Origin of the sequence: Mycolicibacter terrae (assembly GCF_010727125.1) — a bacterium.
Taxonomy (GTDB): Bacteria; Actinomycetota; Actinomycetes; order Mycobacteriales; family Mycobacteriaceae; genus Mycobacterium; species Mycobacterium terrae.
On sequence record NZ_AP022564.1, the window covers coordinates 1,586,357 to 1,609,127 of the forward strand.

At 67.8% G+C, this 22,771-nt stretch carries 24 protein-coding genes; 19 read left to right on the forward strand and 5 right to left on the reverse strand.

Translation table 11 applies throughout. The features are described from left to right. The first annotated feature begins 161 nt into the window (after nt 1-161). Genes G6N23_RS07715 through truB form a run of 3 tightly spaced genes read left to right on the forward strand, consistent with a single transcriptional unit; the run spans nt 162 to nt 2,586 of the window. A complete protein-coding gene (locus G6N23_RS07715) occupies nt 162-1,055 on the forward strand; it encodes an ACP phosphodiesterase PptH (protein WP_234808617.1) in 894 nt (297 codons plus the stop codon). Further along, complete coding sequence (gene pptT / locus G6N23_RS07720; protein ID WP_085261024.1) at nt 1,052-1,705, forward strand: 4'-phosphopantetheinyl transferase PptT; 654 nt, start codon at nt 1,052-1,054, stop codon at nt 1,703-1,705. Before G6N23_RS07715 ends, pptT begins: the two co-directional genes overlap by 4 nt. Then, nucleotides 1,702-2,586, forward strand: coding sequence for a tRNA pseudouridine(55) synthase TruB (gene truB, locus G6N23_RS07725; protein ID WP_085261025.1), 885 nt, complete (start codon nt 1,702-1,704; stop codon nt 2,584-2,586). The genes pptT and truB overlap by 4 nt, the downstream gene beginning before the upstream one ends. Nucleotides 2,587-2,605: 19 nt before the next feature. On the opposite strand, the gene mntR is transcribed toward truB, so the two are convergent. Next, nucleotides 2,606-3,304, reverse strand: coding sequence for a manganese-binding transcriptional regulator MntR (mntR, locus tag G6N23_RS07730; RefSeq protein ID WP_085261026.1), 699 nt, complete (start codon nt 3,302-3,304; stop codon nt 2,606-2,608). 25 nt (nt 3,305-3,329) lie between these two features. On the opposite strand from mntR, the gene G6N23_RS07735 reads away from it, so the two are divergent. The 13 genes from G6N23_RS07735 (at nt 3,330) to G6N23_RS07795 (ending at nt 15,949) form a co-directional block, all read left to right on the forward strand. Further along, entirely contained in the window at nt 3,330-4,313 is a 984-nt protein-coding gene (locus G6N23_RS07735) for a bifunctional riboflavin kinase/FAD synthetase (RefSeq protein WP_085261027.1), read from the forward strand. Nucleotides 4,314-4,442: 129 nt separating this feature from the next. Then, the gene (gene rpsO, locus G6N23_RS07740; RefSeq protein WP_085261028.1) at nt 4,443-4,712 is read left to right on the forward strand and encodes a 30S ribosomal protein S15; all 270 of its coding nucleotides are present in this window, start codon (nt 4,443-4,445) and stop codon (nt 4,710-4,712) included. 290 nt (nt 4,713-5,002) lie between these two features. Beyond that, nucleotides 5,003-7,282, forward strand: coding sequence for a polyribonucleotide nucleotidyltransferase (locus G6N23_RS07745; protein WP_085261029.1), 2,280 nt, complete (start codon nt 5,003-5,005; stop codon nt 7,280-7,282). Then, on the forward strand, nt 7,260-8,573 hold the full coding sequence (locus G6N23_RS07750; RefSeq protein WP_085261043.1) for a M16 family metallopeptidase: 1,314 nt from the start codon (nt 7,260-7,262) through the stop codon (nt 8,571-8,573). Before G6N23_RS07745 ends, G6N23_RS07750 begins: the two co-directional genes overlap by 23 nt. A gap of 15 nt (nt 8,574-8,588) precedes the next feature. Beyond that, the gene (locus G6N23_RS07755) at nt 8,589-9,611 is read left to right on the forward strand and encodes a nitronate monooxygenase (protein WP_085261030.1); all 1,023 of its coding nucleotides are present in this window, start codon (nt 8,589-8,591) and stop codon (nt 9,609-9,611) included. Nucleotides 9,612-9,642: 31 nt separating this feature from the next. After that, the gene (locus G6N23_RS07760; RefSeq protein ID WP_085261031.1) at nt 9,643-10,131 is read left to right on the forward strand and encodes an SRPBCC family protein; all 489 of its coding nucleotides are present in this window, start codon (nt 9,643-9,645) and stop codon (nt 10,129-10,131) included. A 71-nt stretch (nt 10,132-10,202) separates the two neighbouring features. After that, nucleotides 10,203-11,111: a metal-dependent hydrolase gene (locus G6N23_RS07765; RefSeq protein ID WP_085261032.1), complete on the forward strand. Its 909-nt coding sequence runs from the start codon at nt 10,203-10,205 to the stop codon at nt 11,109-11,111. 34 nt (nt 11,112-11,145) lie between these two features. After that, entirely contained in the window at nt 11,146-12,090 is a 945-nt protein-coding gene (locus tag G6N23_RS07770) for an alpha/beta fold hydrolase (RefSeq protein ID WP_085261033.1), read from the forward strand. A gap of 1 nt (nt 12,091) precedes the next feature. Next, nucleotides 12,092-13,168, forward strand: coding sequence for a PDR/VanB family oxidoreductase (locus G6N23_RS07775; RefSeq protein WP_085261034.1), 1,077 nt, complete (start codon nt 12,092-12,094; stop codon nt 13,166-13,168). Between the two features lie 75 nt (nt 13,169-13,243). After that, nucleotides 13,244-14,260, forward strand: a complete 1,017-nt coding sequence (locus tag G6N23_RS07780; protein ID WP_085261035.1) for an alpha/beta hydrolase — start codon at nt 13,244-13,246, stop codon at nt 14,258-14,260. A 26-nt stretch (nt 14,261-14,286) separates the two neighbouring features. After that, a complete protein-coding gene (gene dapB, locus G6N23_RS07785) occupies nt 14,287-15,024 on the forward strand; it encodes a 4-hydroxy-tetrahydrodipicolinate reductase (protein WP_085261036.1) in 738 nt (245 codons plus the stop codon). Nucleotides 15,025-15,026: 2 nt separating this feature from the next. Then, on the forward strand, nt 15,027-15,491 hold the full coding sequence (locus G6N23_RS07790) for a tetratricopeptide repeat protein (protein WP_275991525.1): 465 nt from the start codon (nt 15,027-15,029) through the stop codon (nt 15,489-15,491). After that, nucleotides 15,488-15,949, forward strand: coding sequence for a flavodoxin family protein (locus tag G6N23_RS07795; RefSeq protein ID WP_085261037.1), 462 nt, complete (start codon nt 15,488-15,490; stop codon nt 15,947-15,949). Before G6N23_RS07790 ends, G6N23_RS07795 begins: the two co-directional genes overlap by 4 nt. A 61-nt stretch (nt 15,950-16,010) precedes the next feature. On the opposite strand, the gene G6N23_RS07800 is transcribed toward G6N23_RS07795, so the two are convergent. The 3 genes from G6N23_RS07800 to G6N23_RS07810 all read right to left on the reverse strand — a co-directional run bounded on the left by G6N23_RS07800 (nt 16,011) and on the right by G6N23_RS07810 (nt 19,026). Next, complete coding sequence (locus G6N23_RS07800) at nt 16,011-17,405, reverse strand: fatty acid desaturase family protein (RefSeq protein WP_085261038.1); 1,395 nt, start codon at nt 17,403-17,405, stop codon at nt 16,011-16,013. Nucleotides 17,406-17,421: 16 nt separating this feature from the next. Beyond that, nucleotides 17,422-18,519: a ferredoxin reductase gene (locus G6N23_RS07805; protein WP_085261039.1), complete on the reverse strand. Its 1,098-nt coding sequence runs from the start codon at nt 18,517-18,519 to the stop codon at nt 17,422-17,424. Nucleotides 18,520-18,717: 198 nt separating this feature from the next. Continuing rightward, the gene (locus G6N23_RS07810; RefSeq protein WP_085261040.1) at nt 18,718-19,026 is read right to left on the reverse strand and encodes a CDGP domain-containing protein; all 309 of its coding nucleotides are present in this window, start codon (nt 19,024-19,026) and stop codon (nt 18,718-18,720) included. 141 nt (nt 19,027-19,167) lie between these two features. Between G6N23_RS07810 and G6N23_RS07815 the strand changes: the two genes are divergently transcribed. Beyond that, entirely contained in the window at nt 19,168-19,356 is a 189-nt protein-coding gene (locus G6N23_RS07815) for a hypothetical protein (RefSeq protein ID WP_085261041.1), read from the forward strand. A 15-nt stretch (nt 19,357-19,371) separates the two neighbouring features. Here the strand turns inward: G6N23_RS07815 and G6N23_RS07820 are convergent, their stop codons facing one another. After that, nucleotides 19,372-20,859: an HNH endonuclease signature motif containing protein gene (locus G6N23_RS07820; RefSeq protein ID WP_095173921.1), complete on the reverse strand. Its 1,488-nt coding sequence runs from the start codon at nt 20,857-20,859 to the stop codon at nt 19,372-19,374. A gap of 103 nt (nt 20,860-20,962) precedes the next feature. Here G6N23_RS07820 and G6N23_RS07825 point away from each other — a divergent pair, with 103 nt between their 5' ends. After that, entirely contained in the window at nt 20,963-22,192 is a 1,230-nt protein-coding gene (locus G6N23_RS07825) for an integrase catalytic domain-containing protein (protein ID WP_095173920.1), read from the forward strand. Nucleotides 22,193-22,338: 146 nt separating this feature from the next. Next, complete coding sequence (locus G6N23_RS07830; protein ID WP_085260405.1) at nt 22,339-22,767, forward strand: VOC family protein; 429 nt, start codon at nt 22,339-22,341, stop codon at nt 22,765-22,767. Nucleotides 22,768-22,771: the final 4 nt, after the last annotated feature.

Below are 22,771 nucleotides of genomic sequence, written 5' to 3' on the forward strand. Positions count from 1 at the left end.
TGGGGCGCCGACCACTGGCGCAAAAGCGAGAACACGTTCTAATTCGCCCGCCGCAGCCGCGCCGGGGAGCGCCGCTAGTCTTGAGGATCGTGACCATCCACGAGCCGACGGCCTCGCACGGCCCGACCCTGTGGGCGATCTCCGATCTGCACACCGGCCACATGGGCAACAAGCCGGTCACCGAGTCGCTGCATCCGGCGACCGGTGACGATTGGCTGATCGTCGCCGGTGACGTCGCCGAACGCACCGACGAGATCCGTTGGTCGCTGGACCTGCTGCGGAAACGGTTCGCCAAGGTGATCTGGGTGCCCGGAAACCACGAGCTGTGGACCACCACCAAGGACCCGATGCAGATCTTCGGGCGCTCGCGCTACGACTATCTGGTCGACATGTGCGACCAGATGGGCGTCATCACCCCCGAGCATCCGTTCCCGGTCTGGACCGAGGAGGGCGGCCCGGCCACCATCGCGCCGATGTTCCTGCTGTATGACTACACGTTCCTGCCCGCCGGCGCGGCCACCAAGGCCGAAGGCCTGGCCATCGCGCGGGAGAGCAATGTGGTGGCCACCGACGAGTTCCTGCTGTCTCCCGAGCCGTACGGCACCCGGGATGCGTGGTGCCGTGACCGGGTCGCCGTCACCCGCAAGCGCCTCGAAGAACTGGACTGGATGATCCCGACCGTGCAGGTCAACCATTTCCCGATGGTGCGTCAGCCGTGCGACGCGCTGTTCTACCCGGAGTTCTCGCTGTGGTGCGGCACCACCGAAACCGCCGACTGGCACACCCGCTACAACGCGACGTGCTCGGTCTACGGTCACCTGCACATCCCGCGCACCACCTACTACGACGGGGTGCGCTTCGAAGAGGTCTCGGTGGGCTACCCGCGGGAGTGGCAGCGCCGCAGGCCCCATCGGTGGCTGCGCCAGGTGCTGCCCGACCCGCAATACCCGCCCGGTTACCTCAACGAGTTCGGCGGCCACTTCACCATCACCGACGAGATGCGCGCGGCCAGTGCAAAATTCGCCGAACGGCTGCGGCAACGGCAGTCCCGATGAGCAAACTGCTGGACACGGTGCTGGCTCCGGCTCAGTCGTTGGCCTCGGCCGAACGCTACGACGATCCGCCCGGACTGGCCCCGCTGCCCGAGGAGGAGCCGCTGGTGGCGCGTTCGGTGGCCAAGCGCCGCAACGAATTCGTCACGGTGCGCTACTGCGCCCGGTTGGCCCTCGAGGAACTCGGTCAGCCGCCGGTGCCGATCCTCAAAGGGGAGAAGGGTGAACCGTGCTGGCCGACCGGCATCGTCGGCAGTCTGACGCACTGCGCGGGTTTTCGCGGCGCGGTGGTGGGCCGCGAAGCCGATGTGCGGTCGGTGGGCATCGACGCCGAACCGCACGACGTGCTACCCGACGGCGTGCTCGACGCGGTCAGCCTGCCCGTCGAACGCGCCGAGTTGGCCGCCCTGCCGAACGAGCTGCACTGGGACCGGATCCTGTTCTGCGCCAAGGAAGCCACCTACAAAGCATGGTTTCCGCTGACCCAGCGGTGGCTGGGCTTCGAGGACGCCCACATCACCTTCGATTCCGACGGCGGCTTCGTCTCTCGCATCCTCATCGACCCCGCGGCGCTGTCCGGTCCGCCGCTGACCGAGCTGCGCGGGCGGTGGTCGGTCACCGGCGGGCTGGTGCTGACCGCGATCGTGCTGTGAACGTCCAGCCGGGCCTGGTGATCGTCGACAAGCCGGCCGGAATCACCAGCCACGACGTGGTTTCGCGGTGCCGCCGATTCTTCGGCACCCGCAAGGTCGGCCATGCCGGCACCCTGGATCCGATGGCCACCGGGGTGCTGGTGGTCGGCATCGAACGGGCCACCAAGATTCTGGGTCTGCTCACCACGTCGGTGAAGTCCTATGCAGCCACCATCCGACTGGGTCAGACCACTTCTACCGAGGACGCCGAGGGCGAAGTGCTGCAGACGGTTTCAGCCGAGCACGTCACCGATTCGCAGATCGTCGACGCTATCGCCGGTCTGCGCGGCGATATCTTGCAGGTGCCCTCGACGGTCAGTGCCATCAAAGTCGCCGGCAAGCGGTCCTACCAGCTGGCCCGCGAAGGCCGCCCCGTCGAACTGCCCGCCCGGCCGGTGCGCATCGACCGCTTCGAGCTGCTCGCGGTGCGCCGGGACGGCCAGTTCGTCGATCTGGACGTCGAGGTGGACTGCTCGGCGGGCACCTACATCCGGGCGCTGGCCCGCGATCTCGGCGGCGAGTTGGGGGTGGGCGGGCACTTGGCCGCCCTGCGGCGCACCCGGGCCGGAAGCTTCAGCCTGGATCAGGCCCGCACCCTCGAGGAGCTACACGAGGCCCCGCGGCTGAGCTACAGCATCGATGAGGCCTGCCTGCAGAGCTTTCCGCGTCGCGACCTGACCGCTGATGAGGCGCTCGACGCCAGCCACGGCCGGCCGCTGGTGCCCGCCGGCATCGACGGTGTCTACGCGGCCACCGCCGGCGACGGGCGGGTGATCGCACTGCTGGAGGATTCCGGGCCGCGGACCAGTTCGGTGGTCGTCATCCGGCCGGCAACGCTTTAGTCCGCCGGGGAAATCGCCGTCAGACCACCCAGATCGCCTGGGCGGCGGGGCTACCCAGGTCAATGGTGGACTTCGCGCCACCGGGCGCCCCGGGTGACTCCAGGGCCACCGAGATGATCCCGGCGAACTCGCGGCGGGTCAGCACCTGGACCCGGGCATCGAGGCTGATACCGACTCCGTCGAAGTAGCGCAGCATCTCCGGGTCACTGTCGGAGATCCTGGCCACCGTCCCGGAGTCGCCGTCGGCACACTCCCACAACTGGCGCGCCGGAGGCGTGGGCACCTGCCCGTCGGCGGCCGGAATCGGGTCGCCGTGCGGGTCGCGCTGCGGGAATCCCAGTTTGGCGTCGATGCGGGCCACCAGCGCGTCGGAGACCGCGTGCTCGAGCACCTCGGCCTCGTCGTGCACCTCGTCCCAGCTGTAGCCCAGCTCGCGCACCAGAAAGGTCTCGATCAACCGGTGCCGGCGCACCATGCCCAGCGCAGCGCGGCGGCCCTCCTCGGTGAGCGTCACCGCGCCGTACTTCTCGTGGTCCACCAGGCCGGCTTCGGCGAGTTTGCGGATCGACTCCGACGCGGTGCTGGCCGACACACCGATCTTCTCCGCCAGCATCTTGGTGCTGACCTTGTCGGGCGACCATTCCTGCGCGGTCCAGATGACCTTCAGATAGTCCTGGGCGACGCTAGTCAGCCCATCCGACTGCTCCCAAGGGCTCACAACACCACAGTTTAGGCTTGCGGTTGTGCAGCGGTGGCGGGGGCAGGACGAGATCCCCACAGACTGGGGTCGGTGCGTGCTCACCATCGGCGTCTTCGACGGTGTGCACCGCGGCCATGCCGAACTGATCGCACATGCGGTGAAGGCCGGTAAGGCCCGCGGTGTGCCGACGGTGCTGATGACCTTCGACCCGCACCCGATGGAGGTGGTCTACCCCGGCTCCCATCCGGCTCAGCTCACCACGTTGGCGCGCCGGGCCGAGCTCGTCGAAGAGGCCGGGGTCGACGTGTTCCTGGTGATCCCGTTCACCCCCGACTTCATGAAGCTCACCCCGGACCGCTACATCCACGAACTTCTGGTCGAGCATCTGCACGTGGTGGAAGTGGTGGTGGGGGAGAACTTCACCTTCGGCCGCAAGGCTGCGGGCAACGTCGAGACGTTGCGCCGCGCCGGTGAGCAGTTCGGTTTCTCGGTGCGGTCGGTGTCGCTGGTGGCGGAGCACGCCGACTCGGACCCGGCCCAGTCGGTCACGTTCTCCTCGACCTACATCCGGTCCTGCGTGGACGCCGGCGACGTGGTCGCGGCCGCCGAAGCGCTGGGGCGGCCGCACCGGGTCGAGGGACTGGTGGTGCGCGGCGACGGCCGCGGGCGGGACCTGGGCTTCCCGACCGCCAACGTGGCGCCGTCGGCGTACGCGGCCATTCCGGCCGACGGGGTGTACGCCGCGTGGTTCACCGTGCTGGGACACGGCCCGGTCCCCGGCACCGTCATCGCCGGTCAGCGCTGCCGGGCGGCGGTCTCGGTCGGCACCAACCCGACCTTCTCCGGGCGGGCCCGCACCGTCGAGGCGTTCGTACTCGATCAAACCGCCGACCTGTACGGCCAGCGGGTCGCCGTCGACTTCGTCAGCCGGATCCGGGGCCAGGAGAAGTTCGACTCGGTGGCGGACCTGGTGGCGGTGATGAACACCGACGTGGAGAAGACCCGCGGTCTGCTCGCCGGGGACTGACCGGCCGCCCGGCCGGGCCTGGATTGGGTTCGGACGTCCCGGCGCTGCTAGACTCCCTGCTCGGCGCGCTGCAGTCCGCGGTGGCCGCCACTATCACATTCGCGGGACTACCTTGATGGAGATGTTTTCGTGGCGCTGACCGCCGAGCAGAAAAAAGAGATCCTGGGCAGCTACGGTCTGCACGAGACCGACACCGGCTCGCCGGAGGCGCAGGTCGCACTGCTCACCAAGCGGATCGTCGATCTCACCGAGCACCTCAAGATCCACAAGCACGACCACCACTCCCGCCGCGGCCTGCTGCTGCTGGTCGGCCGGCGTCGTCGTCTGCTCAAGTACCTCGCCCAGGTCGATGTGGCGCGTTACCGCTCGCTCATCGAGCGCCTGGGTCTGCGTCGCTGACATTCGGTCGGCGATAACCGCCGCCGTGTAGAGTGAGACCGTTCCGGGCCTCGCCCGGACATCGGTGTGGCCCACGCAGTCCGCGCGCGTCACTCCGGCACGTCACGATGGGAAACATTCCCGCGACCGGCCAGACCTGAGTCGGGCGGTCTTCGGTAGTGGCAGCCGGGTCTGAGAGTTCCAAGATCCGGCCGCTTCGATCGACGACCGTAGCCGCATCCAGGTTCTTCGCTGGTCCTCGTCCGGCGTGCAAAACAGCTGAACGAACCAGGAAGGCCGCAAGGGCGTCCATGTCTGCAATTGAAATTGATGAAGGCGTTTTCGAGTCCACCGCCACCATTGACAACGGGAGCTTCGGCACCCGCACCATCCGCTTCGAGACCGGCCGGCTGGCCCAGCAGGCGGCGGGCAGTGTCGTCGCCTACCTCGATGACGAGACCATGCTGCTGTCGGCGACCACCGCCAGCAAGGCTCCCAAGGAGCACTTCGACTTCTTCCCGCTCACCGTCGACGTCGAGGAGCGGATGTATGCCGCCGGGCGCATCCCGGGCTCGTTCTTCCGCCGCGAGGGCCGGCCGTCCACCGACGCGATCTTGACCTGCCGGCTCACCGACCGCCCGCTGCGCCCGTCGTTCGTCGACGGTCTGCGCAACGAGATCCAGGTCGTGGTGACCGTGCTGAGCCTGGACCCCAAGGACCTCTACGACGTGGTGGCGATCAACGCCGCGTCGGCCTCCACGCAGCTGGCCGGCCTGCCGTTCTCCGGCCCGGTCGGCGCGGCGCGGGTGGCGCTGATCGACGGCACCTGGGTGGCATTCCCCACCGTCGAGCAGCTCGAGCGCGCGGTGTTCGACATGGTGCTGGCCGGGCGTGCGGTAGACGCCGCCGACGGGGGCACGGACGTCGCGATCATGATGGTCGAGGCCGAGGCCACCCCGCACGTCATCGAGCTCATCGAGAGCGGTGCGCAGGCGCCGACCGAGACGGTGGTCGCCGAAGGTCTGGAGGCCGCCAAGCCGTTCATCGCGGCCCTGTGCAAGGCCCAGCAGGAGCTGGCCGACGCCGCTGCCCGCCCGACCGCCGAGTACCCGCTGTTCCCGGCCTACGGCGAGGACGTCTACTACGCGGTGGCCTCCATCGCCACCGACGAGCTGGCCAAGGCGCTGACCATCGCCGGTAAGGCCGAGCGCGACGAACGCACCGAGGAGATCAAGGCCGAGGTCGTCCAGCGGCTTGCCGAGACCTACGAAGGCCGCGAGAAGGAGATCAGCGCGGCCTACCGCAGCCTCACCAAAAAGCTGGTGCGCCAGCGCATCCTGACCGACCACTTCCGCATCGACGGCCGTGGCATCACCGACATCCGGGCGCTCTCCGCCGAGGTCGCGGTGGTGCCCCGGGCGCACGGCAGCGCACTGTTCGAGCGCGGCGAGACCCAGATCATGGGTGTGACCACGCTGGACATGGTGAAGATGGCGCAGCAGATCGACTCACTGGGGCCGGAGAAGTCCAAGCGCTACATGCACCACTACAACTTCCCGCCGTACTCCACCGGTGAGACCGGACGGGTCGGTTCGCCCAAGCGCCGCGAGATCGGCCACGGCGCGCTGGCCGAGCGGGCCCTGGTTCCGGTGCTGCCCAGCATCGAGGAGTTCCCCTACGCCATCCGGCAGGTGTCGGAAGCGCTGAGCTCCAACGGGTCCACCTCGATGGGCTCGGTCTGCGCCTCCACGCTGGCACTGCTCAACGCCGGGGTGCCGCTGAAGGCTCCGGTCGCCGGCATCGCGATGGGTCTGGTCTCCGACGATGTCGAGATCGACGGTAAGACCGAGCGTCGTTTCGTCGCACTCACCGACATCCTGGGCGCCGAGGACGCGTTCGGCGACATGGACTTCAAGGTCGCCGGCACCAAGGACTTCGTCACCGCCCTGCAGCTGGACACCAAGCTCGACGGCATTCCGTCGCAGGTGCTCGCGGGCGCACTGTCACAGGCCAAGGACGCGCGTCTGACCATCCTGGAGGTGATGGCCGAGGCCATCGACGCCCCCGACGAGATGAGCCCGTACGCGCCGCGGGTCACCACCATCAAGGTGCCGGTGGACAAGATCGGCGAGGTGATCGGGCCCAAGGGCAAGATGATCAACTCGATCACCGAGGAGACCGGCGCCCAGATCTCCATCGAGGACGACGGCACCGTGTTCGTCGGCGCCACCGACGGGCCGTCGGCGCAGGCCGCGATCGACAAGATCAACGCGATCGCCAACCCGCAGTTGCCGAAGATCGGCGAGCGCTTCCTGGGCACCGTGGTCAAGACCACCGACTTCGGCGCGTTCATCTCGCTGCTGCCGGGCCGCGACGGGCTGGTGCACATCTCCAAGCTCGGCAAGGGCAAGCGGGTCGCCAAGGTCGAGGACGTCGTCAAGGTCGGCGACAAGCTGCGGGTGGAGATCGCCGATATCGACAACCGCGGCAAGATCTCGCTGGTGCCCGTGGAGGACGCGGCAGATGCGGCGGCCTCGGCCCCGGCAGCGGGGTCCGCTGAGCCTGCCGATGCCGCGGCCGTCGAGAGCTGACACCGCGCGCGCCACACTGCGTCGCACCACCCTGGCGGGCGGGCTGCGGGTGGTCACCGAGTACCTCCCGGCGGTCCGTTCGGCGTCGGTCGGCGTCTGGGTCGGTGTCGGGTCGCGCGACGAGGGCGCCACGGTAGCCGGGGCGGCGCACTTTTTGGAGCACCTGCTGTTCAAGGCCACCCCGACCCGCACGGCGGCCGGCATCGCCCAGGCGATGGACGCCGTCGGGGGTGAGCTCAACGCCTTCACCGGCAAGGAGCAGACCTGCTATTACGCCCATGTGCTCGACACCGATCTCGAGCTGGCGGTGGCCCTGGTGAGCGACGTGGTGCTCAACGGGTCCTGCGCGGCCGAGGATGTGGACCTCGAGCGCGACGTGGTCCTGGAGGAACTCGCGATGCGCGACGACGATCCCGAGGACGCGCTGGGCGATGTGTTCTTGTCCACCCTGTTCGGCGACCATCCGATCGGGCGGCCGGTGATCGGCAACGTCGAATCGGTGTCGGCGATGACCCGCGCACAGCTGCGCTCGTTTCACCAGCGTCGCTACACCCCGGAGCGCATGGTGGTGGCGGTGGCCGGCAATGTCGATCACGACACCGTGGTGGCGCTGGTCAGAGAACATTTCGGGCACAGGCTGGTTCGTGGTCAGCGGCCCGCCGCGCCGCGGCGTGGTGCCGCCCGGGTTCCGGGCTCGCCAGGGCTGACGGTGGTCAACCGTGACGCCGACCAGACCCACATGTCGCTGGGGGTGCGTGCCCCGGGGCGGTACTGGCAGCACCGTCAGGCGTTGGCGGTGCTGAACACCGCCCTCGGCGGCGGGTTGAGTTCCCGGCTGTTCCAACAGGTTCGGGAGTCCCGCGGGCTGGCGTACTCGATCTACTCGTCGGTGGACACCTTCGCCGACGCGGGTGCGCTGTCTGTCTATACCGCCTGCCAGCCGGAGCGGTTCGCCGAGGTGGCGGCGGTGACTGCCGAGGTGCTCGACTCGGTTGCGCGCGACGGCATCACCGCCCAGGAGTGCCGGATCGCCAAGGGGTCACTGCGCGGCGGATTGCTTCTGGGCCTGGAGGATTCGGGTTCGCGGATGAACAGGCTGGGCCGTACCGAACTGAACTACGGACGGCACCGCCCGATATCGCGCACGCTGCGGGAGCTGTCCGCGGTCACCGTCGAGGAGGTCAACGCGGTGGCGCACCGGCTGTTGCGCCGGCCCTATGGCCTGGCGGTGCTCGGTCCCTACCGGTCGAAAGGATCACTGCCCCGGAGACTGCGGGCGCTGGCTGGTTAATGGCAGGCTAGGGAAATGGCTTTCAGCTTCTCCGAACTCACGGTCCCGCTGGTGGGTGCGCCGATGGCCGGCGGTCCCAGTACGCCGGCGCTGGCGGCCGCGGTGTCGCAGGCGGGGGGACTCGGATTCGTCGCCGGCGGTTACCGTACGCCGCAGCAGCTGGCCGACGACATCACTGCCGCGCGCAGCGCCACCGCCGGTCCGATCGGGGCCAATCTGTTTGTGCCGCAACCCAGCGTTGCCGATATGGTGCTGCTCGACGAGTACGCCGATCTGCTGGAACCACTGGCCGACCATTACGGCGTCGAACTGGGCCGGCCCCGCTTGGGTGACGACGACTGCTGGCCGGAGAAGCTGACCGTGATCGCCGACCTGCGGCCCACCGTGGTGTCGTTCGCGTTCGGGACGCCGGCGCCGGAGGACCTGGCGAAACTGCGCGCGCTGCGCATCCTGACCCTGGTCACCGTGACCTCGGCCTACGAAGCCGGCATCGCGGTGGCGCACGGCGCCGATGCCCTGGTGGTGCAGGGCCCCGGCGCCGGCGGGCATCGCGGCACGTTCGCGCCCGACGTGCGGCCGGGCACCGAATCTCTCGAGGACCTGCTGGCCCAGATCGGCCATGCCCACGGTGACGTCCCGCTGGTGGCGGCAGGCGGCCTGGGCACCGCGGCCGATGTGGCCGGGGTGCTGGGGCGGGGTGCGGTGGCCGCCCAGGTCGGAACCGCGCTGCTGCTGTCCGACGAGGCGGGGACCAACCCGACGCACCGGGCGGCGCTGACCAACCCGGAATTCATCAACACAGCGGTGACGTGTGCGTTCTCCGGCCGCTACGCGCGCGGACTGGAGAACGACTTCACCCGGACCTTCGACAACGTGGCGCCGGTGGGATACCCCGAGATCAACCACATGACCACACCCATCCGGGCGGCGGCGGTGGCGATCGACGACCCGCACGGGACCAGCCTGTGGGCCGGGACCGCCTACCGGACCGTGCGGTCGGCCCCGGCCGCCGACATCCTCGCCGCCTTGGCAGGCTGACCGGTACCAGCGGTACCGCTATGATCGGCCAATGAGCAACGCTGCTGCGTCGACGAAGCCCACGGCCACCGGCACCGTGCACATCGGAGCCAGCCCCGAGAGGGTCTACGCGCTGATCACCGACTTGTCGGCGCTCGGGGAGTGCGCCGAGGAGACCGTCGCGATGCGGTGGCGAAAAGGCGATGCGGCCCGTCCCGGCGCGGTGTTCTCCGGCGAGAACCGCAACGGCCCCAAGACGTGGACGACGACCTGCACCGTCGTCGCCGCAGAACCGGGCCGGACCTTCGCGTTCGATGTCCGCTCGGCGATCATCCCGGTGGCCCACTGGGCCTACCAGATCACGCCGACCGACGCCGGTTGCCAGGTCACCGAGAGCACCTGGGATCGCCGGCCGCGCTGGCTGCGTGGCATCACCGGTCACGTCACCGGCATCAAGGACCGGGCTACCGCCAACGCCGCGCACATTCGGCTCACCCTTGATCGACTCAAGCAGCGCGCCGAGCACCCGCAACCGACGTAGACATCTATGGAGATATTGTCGACAGTCATGACATCGACTATGGTTTTGTAAACCTCGGCGAAGGAGTTGCCATGCTTTCGGTTGATGACACTGCCGCGGGCCCGCACGACGGCTCGCTGGATCACGAGCGCATCGTCCTGCAGGCCCGGGACGTCGACTTCGACTGGTCGGACCTGCCGGTGCACTACGTACCCGGGGAGCCCTTCGCGACCCATTTCTGCAACGTGCTGCACCTGCTGCTGCCCGCCGGCGAGGAGTTCTTCGTCGAGCTGTTCAAGCAGGTGCTGCCGTTGATCAAGGACGACCAGCTGCGCCTCGACGTCCAGGGTTTCATCGGACAGGAGGCCACCCACTCCCAGGCGCACGCCGGCGTCGTCGACCACCTGGCCGCGCGCGGCATCGACATGTCGCCTTTCACCGGCCAGATCAAGTGGCTGTTCGAAAAGCTGCTCGGCGACCGGCCGCACTGGAGCAAGCGCCGCCAGCAGCGCTGGCTGCTCGAACGGGTGGCGCTGGTCGCCGCCGTCGAGCACTACACGGCGATCCTGGGGGAGTGGATCCTCGACAGCCCGGCGCTGGATGCGGCCGGAACCCATCCGGCGATGCTGGACATGCTGCGCTGGCACGGCGCCGAAGAGGTCGAGCACAAAGCCGTCGCCTTCGACGTGATGAAGCACCTGCGGGTCGGGTATTTCCGGCAGGTCCGCACCCAACTGGCCGTCACGCCGCTGATGCTGTTGCTGTGGGTCCGCGGGCTGCGGTTCATGTACAAGGTGGACCCGCAATTGCCGGCCGGAACCAAGCCGCGCTGGCGGGACTGGTTCACGGTGGCGCGCCGCGGGCTGGTTCCCGCGCCGTTCGAATTCCTGCCCGCCATCGCCTCCTACTACCGGCCGGGCTTTCATCCGGCCCAACTCGGCGGGGTGGAGCGGGCGGTCAACTACCTGGCGGTGTCGCCCGCCGCCCGCGCCACGCACTGACCGTTATCCGGCCGAACACGAGGAGTGCAGCCGAATGAACAGCTCGACCACAGTCACGTCAACAGACGGCGTGAGCCTGGCCGTGCATGCCTACACCGACCTGGATCCGCAGCGACCGACGATCCTGGCCATCCACGGCTACCCGGACAACCACCACGTGTGGGATCCGGTGGCTCACGAGCTCGTCGCGAGCTACCCGGGCCGATACAACGTCGTCGCCTATGACGTGCGGGGCGCGGGTGCGTCCTCGTCGCCGGCGGACCGATCCGGGTATCGGCTGCCCCAGCTGATCGCCGACATCGGCGCGGTCATCGAGCACCTCGGGGTCGACAACGTCCATCTGCTGGGCCATGACTGGGGTTCGATCCAGGGCTGGGCGGCGGTGACCGACCCCGTCCTGGGGCCCAAAATCACTTCCTACACCTCGATTTCGGGTCCGCATCTGGACTACGCCGGCAAGTTCCTGCGGTCACCGCGCAACCTGCGGGGGTTCCTCGACGTGGCCCGACAGATACTGGAGTCCTCCTACATCTGGCTGTTTCTGACGCCGCGGGTGCCTGAGGCGCTCTTCCGGTCCGGATTCGGCGGCAGACTCATCGACACCCTGGAGCGAATCGGCCGCTCCGGCCGTCCACGGCGGGCCACCCACCGGGCGGAGAACGACTACGTCAACGGACTCAACCTCTACCGCGCGAACATGCCGCGACCGCTGATGAAGCCCTCCGTGCCGCTGCCCTCCACCGACGTCGCCGTGCAGGTGCTCGCACCGCGCCTGGACCTGTTCGTCAGCCCCGCCCTGCAGCGGTTCACCGGCGCGATCCCGCCGCGCCATCGGGTGCTCGACATCGACGGTGGACATTGGGTGGTGACCGATCGGCCCGAGATGATCGCCCGGCTCACCGGCGAATGGGTTGATCAGAATGTGGCCGGCAGCGCAGATGCCTCTGGCCGCGACGTCCCCGACATCCGGCAAAGCTGAGATGCCGCAAGAGATCTGGCGCTCCCGGCCCGCGGACCTCTACGGCCGGCGCAAGCATGACCGGTTCTTCAACCTGCTCTGGGCGGCGATCACGGTCTTCAGTGCGTTCTCCGGGCTGTCGAGGTGGCGGCCGTCGCGGGTGGTGCCCGTCTCGCGGACCATCGCGGCGGTTGTCACCAAGCGGGAGATGCTGACCCCGGACGTTGTGGCGTTGACGATCGTAGAACCGAACGGCGGGCTGCTGCCGTCCTGGTCGCCGGGTGGTCACATCGACGTGCAGCTGCCGTCCGGCCGCCGCCGGCAGTACTCACTGTGCGGGGCGCCCGGAAGGCGCACCGACTACCGCATCGCGGTGCGGCGTCTCGACGACGGTGGCGGCGGGTCGGTGGAGATGCACGAGTCCTACGCGGTGGGCGACACCCTGGTTTTCGAGGGCCCGCGCAACGCGTTCTATCTCGGCACCGACGAGAACGACGTGTTGTTCGTCATCGGCGGGATCGGGGTGACCCCGATGCTGCCAATGCTGCGCGAGGCCGCTCAACGCAGAATCGACTGGCGCGCAATATATGCCGGCCGCAGCCGGACTGACATGCCACTGCTCGACGAGGTGCTGGCGGTCGACCCCGAACGGGTCACGGTATGGGCCGACGACGAACACGGGCGGTTCGCCGGCACCGACGAACTGCTGGCCGGCGCCGGCCCGCAGACCGCGGTCTATGTGTGCGGTCCGACCGCGATGCTCGAAGCGGTGCGCGCCAGTCGCGACGCACACGCCGATGCGCCGCTGCACTACGAGCGGTTCAGCCCGCCGCCGGTGGTCGACGGCGTGCCCTTCGAACTCGAGCTGGCCCGCTCGCGGCGCCTGCTGCTGATTCCCGCGGACCGTTCGGCGCTGGATGTGATGCTCGACGCCGACCCGACCACCGCCTGTTCTTGTCGGCAGGGGTTCTGCGGCACCTGCAAGGTCAAAGTCGTCTCCGGTGATGTCGACCGGCGCGGGCGCACCTCGGAATCAGACGACGAGATGCTGGTCTGCGTCTCGCGGGCCAACGGCGGCCGGATCGTCATCGACGCCTGAGCGAATTCACGTTAACTTCCAGGCGATTTCGGCAAATCGCGGCCTCCGCTATCGGCCGGCCCATAGACTGCCCGGATGCTCGGAGCCGCTCCCATTCATCCGGCAAGCCTGCCCGCCAAGTTGATCTACGCGCTCGCCGACGCCCTCACCCCGCGCCTGGTGCGGCGTCTGGTGCTGCACGCCGGCAATGGCACGGTCGCCGGCCGGATGACCACGATGGGCCGCCGGGTCAACACCGTCGCCAAGCTGCAACGGGTCCGGCCGTTCTTCGGTGTGGGCTTTACCCGTGCCCAGGGCGCCGGCGTCCCGGTCGAAGTGGTCCGGGCGGCTGATCGGGGCCGGCCGCCCGGTGAGGCGTTCGTCGACGGCGTCATCCTGTATCTCCACGGTGGCGGCTTTATCACCGGAGGTCTGGACACCCATCTTCATGTGGTGGCCAAGCTCGCCCGACGCACCCGGCTGCCGGTCGTACACGTCGATTACCGGCAGTACCCGCAGGTGACGGTGGACGGGTCGGTGGACGACTGCATCGGCGCCTACCGGTGGCTGCTCGGTCTTGGCGCCGACCCGGCCAAGACGGTGCTGGCCGGCGACTCCGCCGGAGGGTTCCTGGCGTTCGCGACCGCGCTGACCAGCCAGGAGCGCGGTCTGCCCGCCCCGGCCGGGGTCATCGGGATCTCGGCGCTGCTCGAGTTGGACGGCGTCGCCCGTAGCACCCACTCGAACATGCGCGCCGACGCGTTTGGCATCCCGGCGGTGCTGCCCGACATCGTCGACCTGGTCTGCCCGTCGGCGCGGCTGCGTCACGAACTGTCCCCGATCAACGGCAGGTTGGAGATGATGCCACCGGCCCTGCTGATCGCGGCCGAGTCGGAGATCCTGCGGTGCGACGCCGAGCGGCTGCACGCCGCCTTGCAGCAACTGGGCCGGTCCACCCGCCTCGAGCTGTGGGCGCGGGAACTGCACGCATTCCCGGCGTTGTTCCCGTTCCTGCCGGACAGCCGGGCGGCATTCGATCAGATCTGCCGCTTCGTGGCCGAACGCCTGAGCGATGCCGACCGGCCCGGTGAGGACCGCCGGGAGGTGTCCTGAGGCAGACTGCCAGTAGGGTGGCAGCCATGCGGGTAGCAGTACTGGGGGCCAAGGGCAAAGTCGGCGCCACCATGGTTGAGGCGGTGCGCGCCGCTGACGATCTGACCCTGTCCGCCGAGGTCGACGCCGGTGACGAGCTGAGCCTGTTGACCGACGGCGCCACCGAGGCCGTGATCGACTTCACCCATCCCGACGTGGTGATGGATAATCTGAAGTTCCTGATCGACAACGGAATTCACGCGGTGGTCGGCACCACGGGATTCACCCGGGAACGGCTCGAACAGGTTCGCTCCTGGCTGGAGGCCAAACCCGGTGCGTCAGTGCTGATCGCACCGAACTTCGCCATCGGTGCGGTGCTGTCGATGCACTTCGCCGTCCAGGCCGCCAGGTTCTTCGAATCGGTGGAGGTCATCGAGCTGCACCACCCGCAGAAGGCCGATGCGCCGTCGGGCACCGCGACCCGCACCGCCGCGCTGATCGCCGAAGCCCGAAAAGGTCTGGCGCCCAACCCCGATGCCACCAGCACCGGCCTGCCGGGAGCGCGTGGTGCGGACGTGGACGGTGTCCCGGTGCACTCGGTACGGCTGTCCGGGCTGGTCGCCCACCAGGAGGTGCTGTTCGGCACCATGGGCGAGACGCTCACCATCCGCCACGACAGCATCGACCGGACGTCGTTCGTGCCGGGGGTGCTGCTGGCGGTGCGTCGCGTCGCCGAATTCCCCGGGCTGACGGTCGGCATCGAGCCCCTCCTCGACCTGCAGTAGGCATGGTCAAAGTGTCGGCGACCGCCCGGATGAAGGCACTCATCGCGTTCATGTGCCTGGCGCTGCTGATGTACCTGGTGTTCTTGGGCCGGGTCGCGGTGCTGCTCATCACCTCCGGCTCGATCCCGGCGATCGGGATGGGGCTGGCACTGCTGGTTATGCCGTTCATCGGGCTGTGGGCGATGATCGCAACCCTGCGCGACGGCTTCGCCCACCAGCGGCTGTCCCGATTGATCGCCGCCGACGGGATGGAACTCGACGCCGGCGCGTTGCCGCGACGGCCGTCCGGGCGTATCGAACGCGACGCCGCTGATGCCCTGTTCCACGCGGTGCGCGAGGAACTCGACGCCGATCCGGACAACTGGCGGCGCTGGTACCGGCTGGCCCGCGCCTATGAGTTCGCCGGGGATCGCCGTCGGGCGCGCGAGGCGATGAAGACCGCGGTCCGGCTGCAGGAGGGCCGATGAGCAAGACACTGCTGATCGTTCACCACACACCGTCGCCGCACTGCCAGGCCATGTTCGAAGCGGTGGTGGCCGGGGCAACGGACCCCGAGATCGAGGGCGTGACGCTCGTACGCCGACCAGCGCTGACCGTCTCGGCGGTCGAGATGCTGGAGGTCGACGGCTATCTCTTGGGTACCCCGGCGAACCTCGGATACCTCTCGGGCGCTCTCAAACACGCCTTCGACCAGAGCTACTACCAGCTGCTTGACTCCACCCGCGGCCGACCGTTCGGCGTCTACATCCACGGTAACGAGGGCACCGAAGGAGCCGAGCGTGCCATCGACGGCATCACGGCCGGACTCGGCTGGGTGAAGGCGGCGGAGACCGTCGTGGTGATGGGCAAGCCCACGAAGGCCGACATCGAGGCGTGCTGGAACCTCGGCGCGACGGTAGCGGCGCAACTGATGGGGTCGGAGTGAGCGGACCGCTGGAGGCCGTTGCTGCGGCGCGTCCCCCGCATGAATGGGTTCGGGTGCCCGCCTAGTCGTTGCCACGCGGCGGCAGTTGCACCTCGACGCCCCCCGACTCGTGTTCCGGCCCGGCGTCCGGGTGTTCGGCGGGGAGGCGATCACGGAACCGACTTGCTTCGCCGGGACCGTCAGGCCCGGTGCGCCGGTCGGGGCTGTGGTACGGCCCGGGCTTGGGCCGGGGCTTGCCGCCGGGGAACGCCAACCGGAAGATACTGCGGTGCACCATAAGCCACTGCTTGGAGAACCGCCCGGAGTTATAGGGCAACGCATAGCGCTCGCAGATGTCCTTGATCTTGGGGGCGATCTCGGAGTACCGGCTACTGGGCATATCCGGGTACAGATGGTGTTCGACCTGGTAACCCAGATTGCCGCTGATGACGTGGAACAGCGGACTGCCGTCGATGTTGGCCGCGCCGATCAACTGGCGGACATACCACCCGCCGCGGGTTTCGTTCTCCACTTCTTCTTCACTGAAGGTGTAAGTCTGATCTGGGAAGTGCCCGCAGAAGATGATGGCGTGTGCCCACACGTTACGGATGAGATTGGCCAGCGCGTCGGCCGCCAGGGTACGCAGGAAGGTGCTTTCGACACCGGGTAAGAACCGGTCGAGCAGGTCCGCCGCGGCGCCCGTCCGGCCATCGCCGGAGATTTCGCGAAGCCGACGGCCGAGGCGCGACTTCGCCGGCTGCTCGATCCGGCCACCCGAGGCGACCTGGGCCAGCGCAAACGCGCCGGCGCTGATCGCCGGCCAGCCGAGGTAGTCCTTGACGATTTGCGCGCGCGCCTTACCGAGGATTCCCTTGAACTCTCGGCGCACTTCCGACCACGGCTTCTCACCGCGCTGAGCGGCGCGGAAGTCGATGTCGTGAACGGCCACGCCCCATTCGAACAAAAGCGTCAGCAAGAAGTTGAACAGTGGTTGCGCGAGCCAGACCGGATGCCAGGGCTGATTGGGGTCGATCCGCATGATCTCGTAACCGAGGTCGCGGTCCTTACCGCGGATGTTGGTGTAGGTGTGGTGAATGTAGTTGTGCGAGTGCTTCCACGATTGCGCTGTCGAGGCGGTGTCCCAGTCCCAGACGGACGAATGGATATCGGGATCATTCATCCAATCCCATTGGCCATGAAGAATATTGTGGCCGAGTTCCATGTTTTCCAGGATCTTGGCCATTCCCAGGCAGGCCGTGCCGAGAACCCACGCAGTTCGTGATCGCGACGCCAGCAGCAGCACCCGTCCCACCACGACGATCTGCCGCTGCACCGAAATCACCGTTTTGATGTAGTGGCGGTCGCGATCGCCGAGCTCGGCGAACACCTCGTCGTGAATCGCGTCGAATTCTTTGGCAAGTTTTTCCAGTTCCCGCTCGCTCAGACGAGCAAGCGGGCTTTCGGCGGCAGTGGTCACGATGACTCCTTCACAATCACAACTCGAGTTCCACGTTGCCTTCAGCCGCGTGAATACAGATCCTCACGTCCTGCCCGATCGGCTCGATGACATCCCCGGAGCGCAGGTCCCGTAGCTTCCCAGACTTCAACGTCCCGACACAGGTGTGGCAGATCCCGATTCGACAGCCGTAGGCAAGGTTCAGGCCCGCCTGCTCGCCGGCTTCCAAGATGGGTGTGCCACCGTCGCTTTCCACAGTCGTGTCACTGTCGAGGAAGGTGATCTCACCGCCAGTGCCTTCGCCGGCTCCGCCGCCGATCTTCGGCTGGAACCGCTCGTAGTGCAGCCGATCCGGGTCGCCGTGGTCCTTCCAGTGCGCGATCATCGCGTCAAGCAGTTCGCTCGGACCCGAACAGAACGTCTCGCGTTCGCGCCAGTCCGGACACAACTCGTCCAAGTCGCGCGGGGACAGTCGCCCACGTTCGGCGGTGAGCCGCAGATCCAGCCGCATGTGTTCGTGGCGGCGGTCGAGGTCTTCGAGTGCCGACAGGAACATGACCTGTTCGCGGGTGCGGGCGGAATGAGACACCACCACGTCGCCCAGCTCACCGCGGTGATCAAGACTGCGCAGCATGCTGATGATCGGCGTAATGCCGCTGCCGGCGCTGATGAACAGCATCTTGGCGGGCAGCGGCTCCGGCAGGGTGAAGACACCCTCGATTTCGCCGAGCCGTACGACCTCTCCGGGCTGAATCTTTTGCACCAGGTACCGCGACACCACGCCGCCGTCCACCTTTTTTGGCGTGACGCTGATCAGCCCATCCTCCGGCTGCGGATCCGAAGTCAGCGAGTACGCGCGCCAGTGGTAGCGGCCGTCGATGACCAGGCCGAGCCGCACGTACTGGCCCGGTTTGTGGCCCTGCCACTCGTATCCCGGTCGAATCAGTATGCTGGCCGCTTCCGAGCCCTGCGGCTCGATGCGCTCGACCTTTCCGCGTAGCTCTTTGGTCGTCCACAGCGGGTTGACCATCTCGAGGTAATCGTCGGGACGCAACGGACTGAACAGATGCCGCACCGCTCGCAGGAACAACCGACGACCGCGTGGGACCGGGGGTTCGGCACCTCGTTCGGCCATACTCCTCCCTCCCTCCGGCCGGCGGTGCGGACCGCGCTTGGACGTGGCGGGCCCAGACCGACTTGCCAACAGGTAACCCGGTCTCGGATGCGTTGAAACCCGTTCACGTGGCAGCTGCATGCCTCATGACGTGGTGGGCGAGACGCGTGCTGCGAGCTTGGTGCGACGGTGGCCGCTCAGTTGATGGGCTGAGCGCCGCTACGGGTCGATGTGGGTCTCGGGCTGGTAGAACGAGTGCACCGGATATTGCCGGCCCACCGGGCCCATCTGGTGACAGTCCTGCTGCGACGGCGGTGATTTCGGCGGTTCGTAGTAGTAGATCACGCAGCGCTGCCAGCTACCGTCGGGCTGAAGTGGGCCGTCGCATTTCTGGGCGGTGGAGAAGAACAACAGGGGGTTGTCCTGACAACCGGCCTGGGCCGCCGGCGCCGAGGCGACCAGCCACCCGGCCATCAGCCCGGCGGCGCCCAGTGTGGTGGCCAGGCCCCCGCTGAGGTAGCGCTTCACGCCGTCTCCTTCCTGCCCGTCACGTTGTCGAGAGACTATGCCGCAGTCGCAGGTGTTTGCCAGGTGTGCACTCCGCGGTTCCTACCCTCTTACCGGCGCGAGGCGATAGGCTCCAATGCCGTGACCCGAGCAAACGACACTGTGTCCACCACGGACCTGCTTGCGCGCACCCTGGAATCCGTGCGCGCCGCCTACGAGGACATCGCGGAACTGGCGCAGCACCAGGACGGTCTTTATGCGGTGGCGCAGACCGCCAGGGGCACCGCGCTGATCCACGACCTGCGCAAGCAACTCGATCAGCTCAACAAGATCCTGCCCTTCAAGAGTTAGCTGCCCGCCGGCCCATCAGGGTGGGGCTTTGTTGAGAGCGCGTTCGGAGTTGATGCGGTGGGCGCGGTTTTGGATTCGGGTGCGCGTGCGGGTGGGCATCATGAGGCTGCGGCCCGCCGATGGTGGGGCTGGTGGGGTGGTTGCCGGTGGTGTGCCGGTTGGCATGCACAGGGTGGGGAAGAGCAGTGTGCTGCCCGGTCGGGTGGTGTGGGTGTGGCCGGTGGGGCTGGTCCATTCCACGGTGCCGTCGGGGTGTTGGGTATCGTGCCAGCCGCCGGGGCCGGTCCAGAATGTCTTGAGCAGGTGGTGTTTTCGGCATAGGCAGCGCAGGTTGGCCGGGTGGGTGGGCCCGAACGGATAAGCGATGGCGTGGTCGATGTCGCAATAGGTGGCGGGCCGGTCGCAGCCGGGGAATCGACAGGTGAGGTCACGGGCCCGGACGAAGGCGGCCAACGCCGTTGAGGGCCGGTAGTGCGGTTGGGCCGGCAGATCGGCCGGGTGTGCCAGCGGTGTGACGGTGGCGCCGCTGTTGACGAGCTGGGCCAGCAGGGGCGCGGGTACGGTGCCGCCGCCGATGATGTGCCCGGAGAGGCCTGGGCGTGCTTGGCGTTTGGGGGCCGGGGCGATCGGCGGTTGCTCGCCGTTGCCGAATCCCGGGTCGGCCGGAGTGTCCAGCGCGGCCTGCTCGGCGAGGATGTAGACCGTGGTGTTGGCCGCCCGGGCGTCGGTGGCGCCGCTGGCCGGGCAGTCGGTGGTGGCGCAGGCGCAGGCGAGGGTGTCAGCTCCGGCGGCCAGGGCGCCGAGGGCATCGGCGCGGCGTTGAGCCAGGGTGCGGGGATCGTCATCGCAGACGGTGTGGGCCAACTGGGTGAGGCGCCGGTCGAGGGCGGTGGCATCGGTGGCCAACAGCCGGCCCCACAGGGCGGTGGTGCCGTTTTCGCTGTTGCGGGTGTCGACGACGACCTCGCGGCCCCGGGCATCGCGCTCCTGGCGCCGGACGGCGTCGGGGTCGTACCGGTCGATCAGGGCGTCGATGGCCGCGGCGATCTTAGCCGCCGAGAGCGGTCCAAGAGCGGTGGCGATCTCGGCGAGGTCGGTGTCCACGGCGTGCAGCAGGTAGGGGTTGGTGATCAGCGTGGTGCGCCAGACGATCGTGGCGACCAGCCGGGTGTTGATCGCCCCGTCGAAAAACAGCGCGGCAACCTTCGGCAGCCGCTCACGCAGCGCAGAGGCCAGATACATCTGCGATGACGCCATACCCTGGCTGATCTGCTCGGCCGCGGCGACCTCGGCGGCTGCGGCATCCCAGTAATCGCATGACCAGCGCGACCGGTTCACCGCATCGGCCCCGCGGGTACGCCGCGCGACCAACTCGCCGATCGCCGCCAACCGGCGCGCCGACGCCGCGGCCTCCACCCGGGACCACCCCGAGATGGCCGCCACCAGGGCATTGTCCTCGGCATCAGCCAACGACTCCGGCCCCGGCAACCTACTATCGAACATATGTTCGATAGTACACGTTTCTCCTGACCGCGTTGACTCATCAGAAATGCGCGCGTATGGGTGATTCGTTGCCTCATTGAGAATGCGCGCGTAGGCCCAAGTGATGGGGTTGACGTTGGCCGAGCGCAGAGCAGTAACGGAGACGACCGCAGTCCGCTACATCCTGGCGAGCAAGGGTGAGAAGAGCCGGATTCTGGACGAGTTGTGCGCTAACACCGGGTGGCATCGCAACCATGCGCGTAAAGCGCTGAAATCGGCGCTACAGCCCAAGATCGTCACCCCACGTAGTCAGCGGCCGGTGAAGTACGGCGACGATGTCATCGCGGCGCTGGTGGTGTGCTGGACGGTACTGGGCATGCCGGCCGGGAAGCGGTTGGCGCCGATGCTCGGTGAGCTGGTCGGTGTTCTGCGTCATTTTCGAGAGCTCACGATCGACGAGGGCACCGCCGAGCTGCTGGTGTCGATGTCGGCGGCCACCATCGATCGTCGCTTGGCTGGGGAGCGCGCGAAACTACGGCCGCGTGGGCGGGTGGGTACCAAGCCTGGATCGCTGCTCAAAAGCCAGATCCCGGTGCGCACCTGGGCCCAGTGGGATGACGCGCGACCGGGATTCGTCGAGATCGACACGGTCTGGCATGACGGCGGCATCCGGGGCGGGGGCCATATCTCGACGTTGACGGTCACCGACGTCGCTACCGGGTGGACGGAGAACCGCTCGGTGGCTGAGCGGTCCGGGAAATGTGTCAAGGCAGCCCTGGATGACATCGCGCAGGCGATGCCGTTTCCGATTCTGGGCGTGGACAGTGATAACGGATCTGAATTCATCAATGACGACCTGTTCTGGTGGTGCTCCAACCGCAAGATCACCTTCACCCGGTCGCGGCCGGGCAACAAAAATGATGGCTGTCACGTCGAGCAGAAGAACTGGTCGGTGGTGCGGATGCTGGTGGGCTATTACCGCTACGACACCGCCTCGGGACTGTTGTTGCTCAACGAGATCTGGCGACTGCAATCGAAGCTGACGAACTTCTTTTACCCGCAGCAAAAACTGGTCTCCAAGGTCCGAAAAGGGGCCAAGGTTTCCAAGAAGCATGACAAAGCTGCCACTCCGTTTCACCGCGTGATCGATCACCCGGACATCACCGTCGAGCGCATCGTCGCGTTGACCCGCGCTTACTCGCTGATCAACCCGGCAGCCACCCAGCGCCAGGCCCAAGCACTCACTGCGCGACTGTTCGCCCTGGCCACGACCAAGGCCGGGGCCGCCGAACCTCCGATCAACAAGCGCGCACGATTACGTGAGGCAACGAATACCCCTACGCGCGCATCTTGACGTGAGGCAACAGGCCGACTCAAACTTTTTGCAGGGCCGCGCGTTGTGGATAACTGCGGCCACGGCTGGAAGGTCGTGGAGATGGCTCGATCGCTACGTACAAAGGTGCCCGCTGGGTGTCGCTCGGCCGTCCTAGTCTGGGCGGCATGGACCAGCAGCTGCACTTCGTCACGGTCGCCGCAACCGATCTGGGCGCCACCCGCCGTTTCTACGGTGCACTGGGCTGGAGCCCGCTGCTGGCCGTCGAGGGGGAGATCATCTTCTACCAGACGGCGCCGGGGCAGCTGCTGGGTTTCTTCGACGCGGACAAGTTCAACGAAGATCTGGCACTGCCCGGCGACCATTCCCGGGTCTCCGGGGTCACCCTGGCGCACAACGTCGAGAGCCCGGATGAGGTGATCGCTCTGGCCGAGGCCATGGCCGGCGCGGGCGGCAGTGTCCTCAAGGAGCCGCAGTCGGGCCGGTTCGGAGGGGTGTTCCACGCCCATGTCCGAGACCCCAACGGACTGATCTGGGAAATCGCCCACAACCCCGGCTGGCGAATCGGGCCCGACGGCACCGTGCAACTCGGCTAGACGT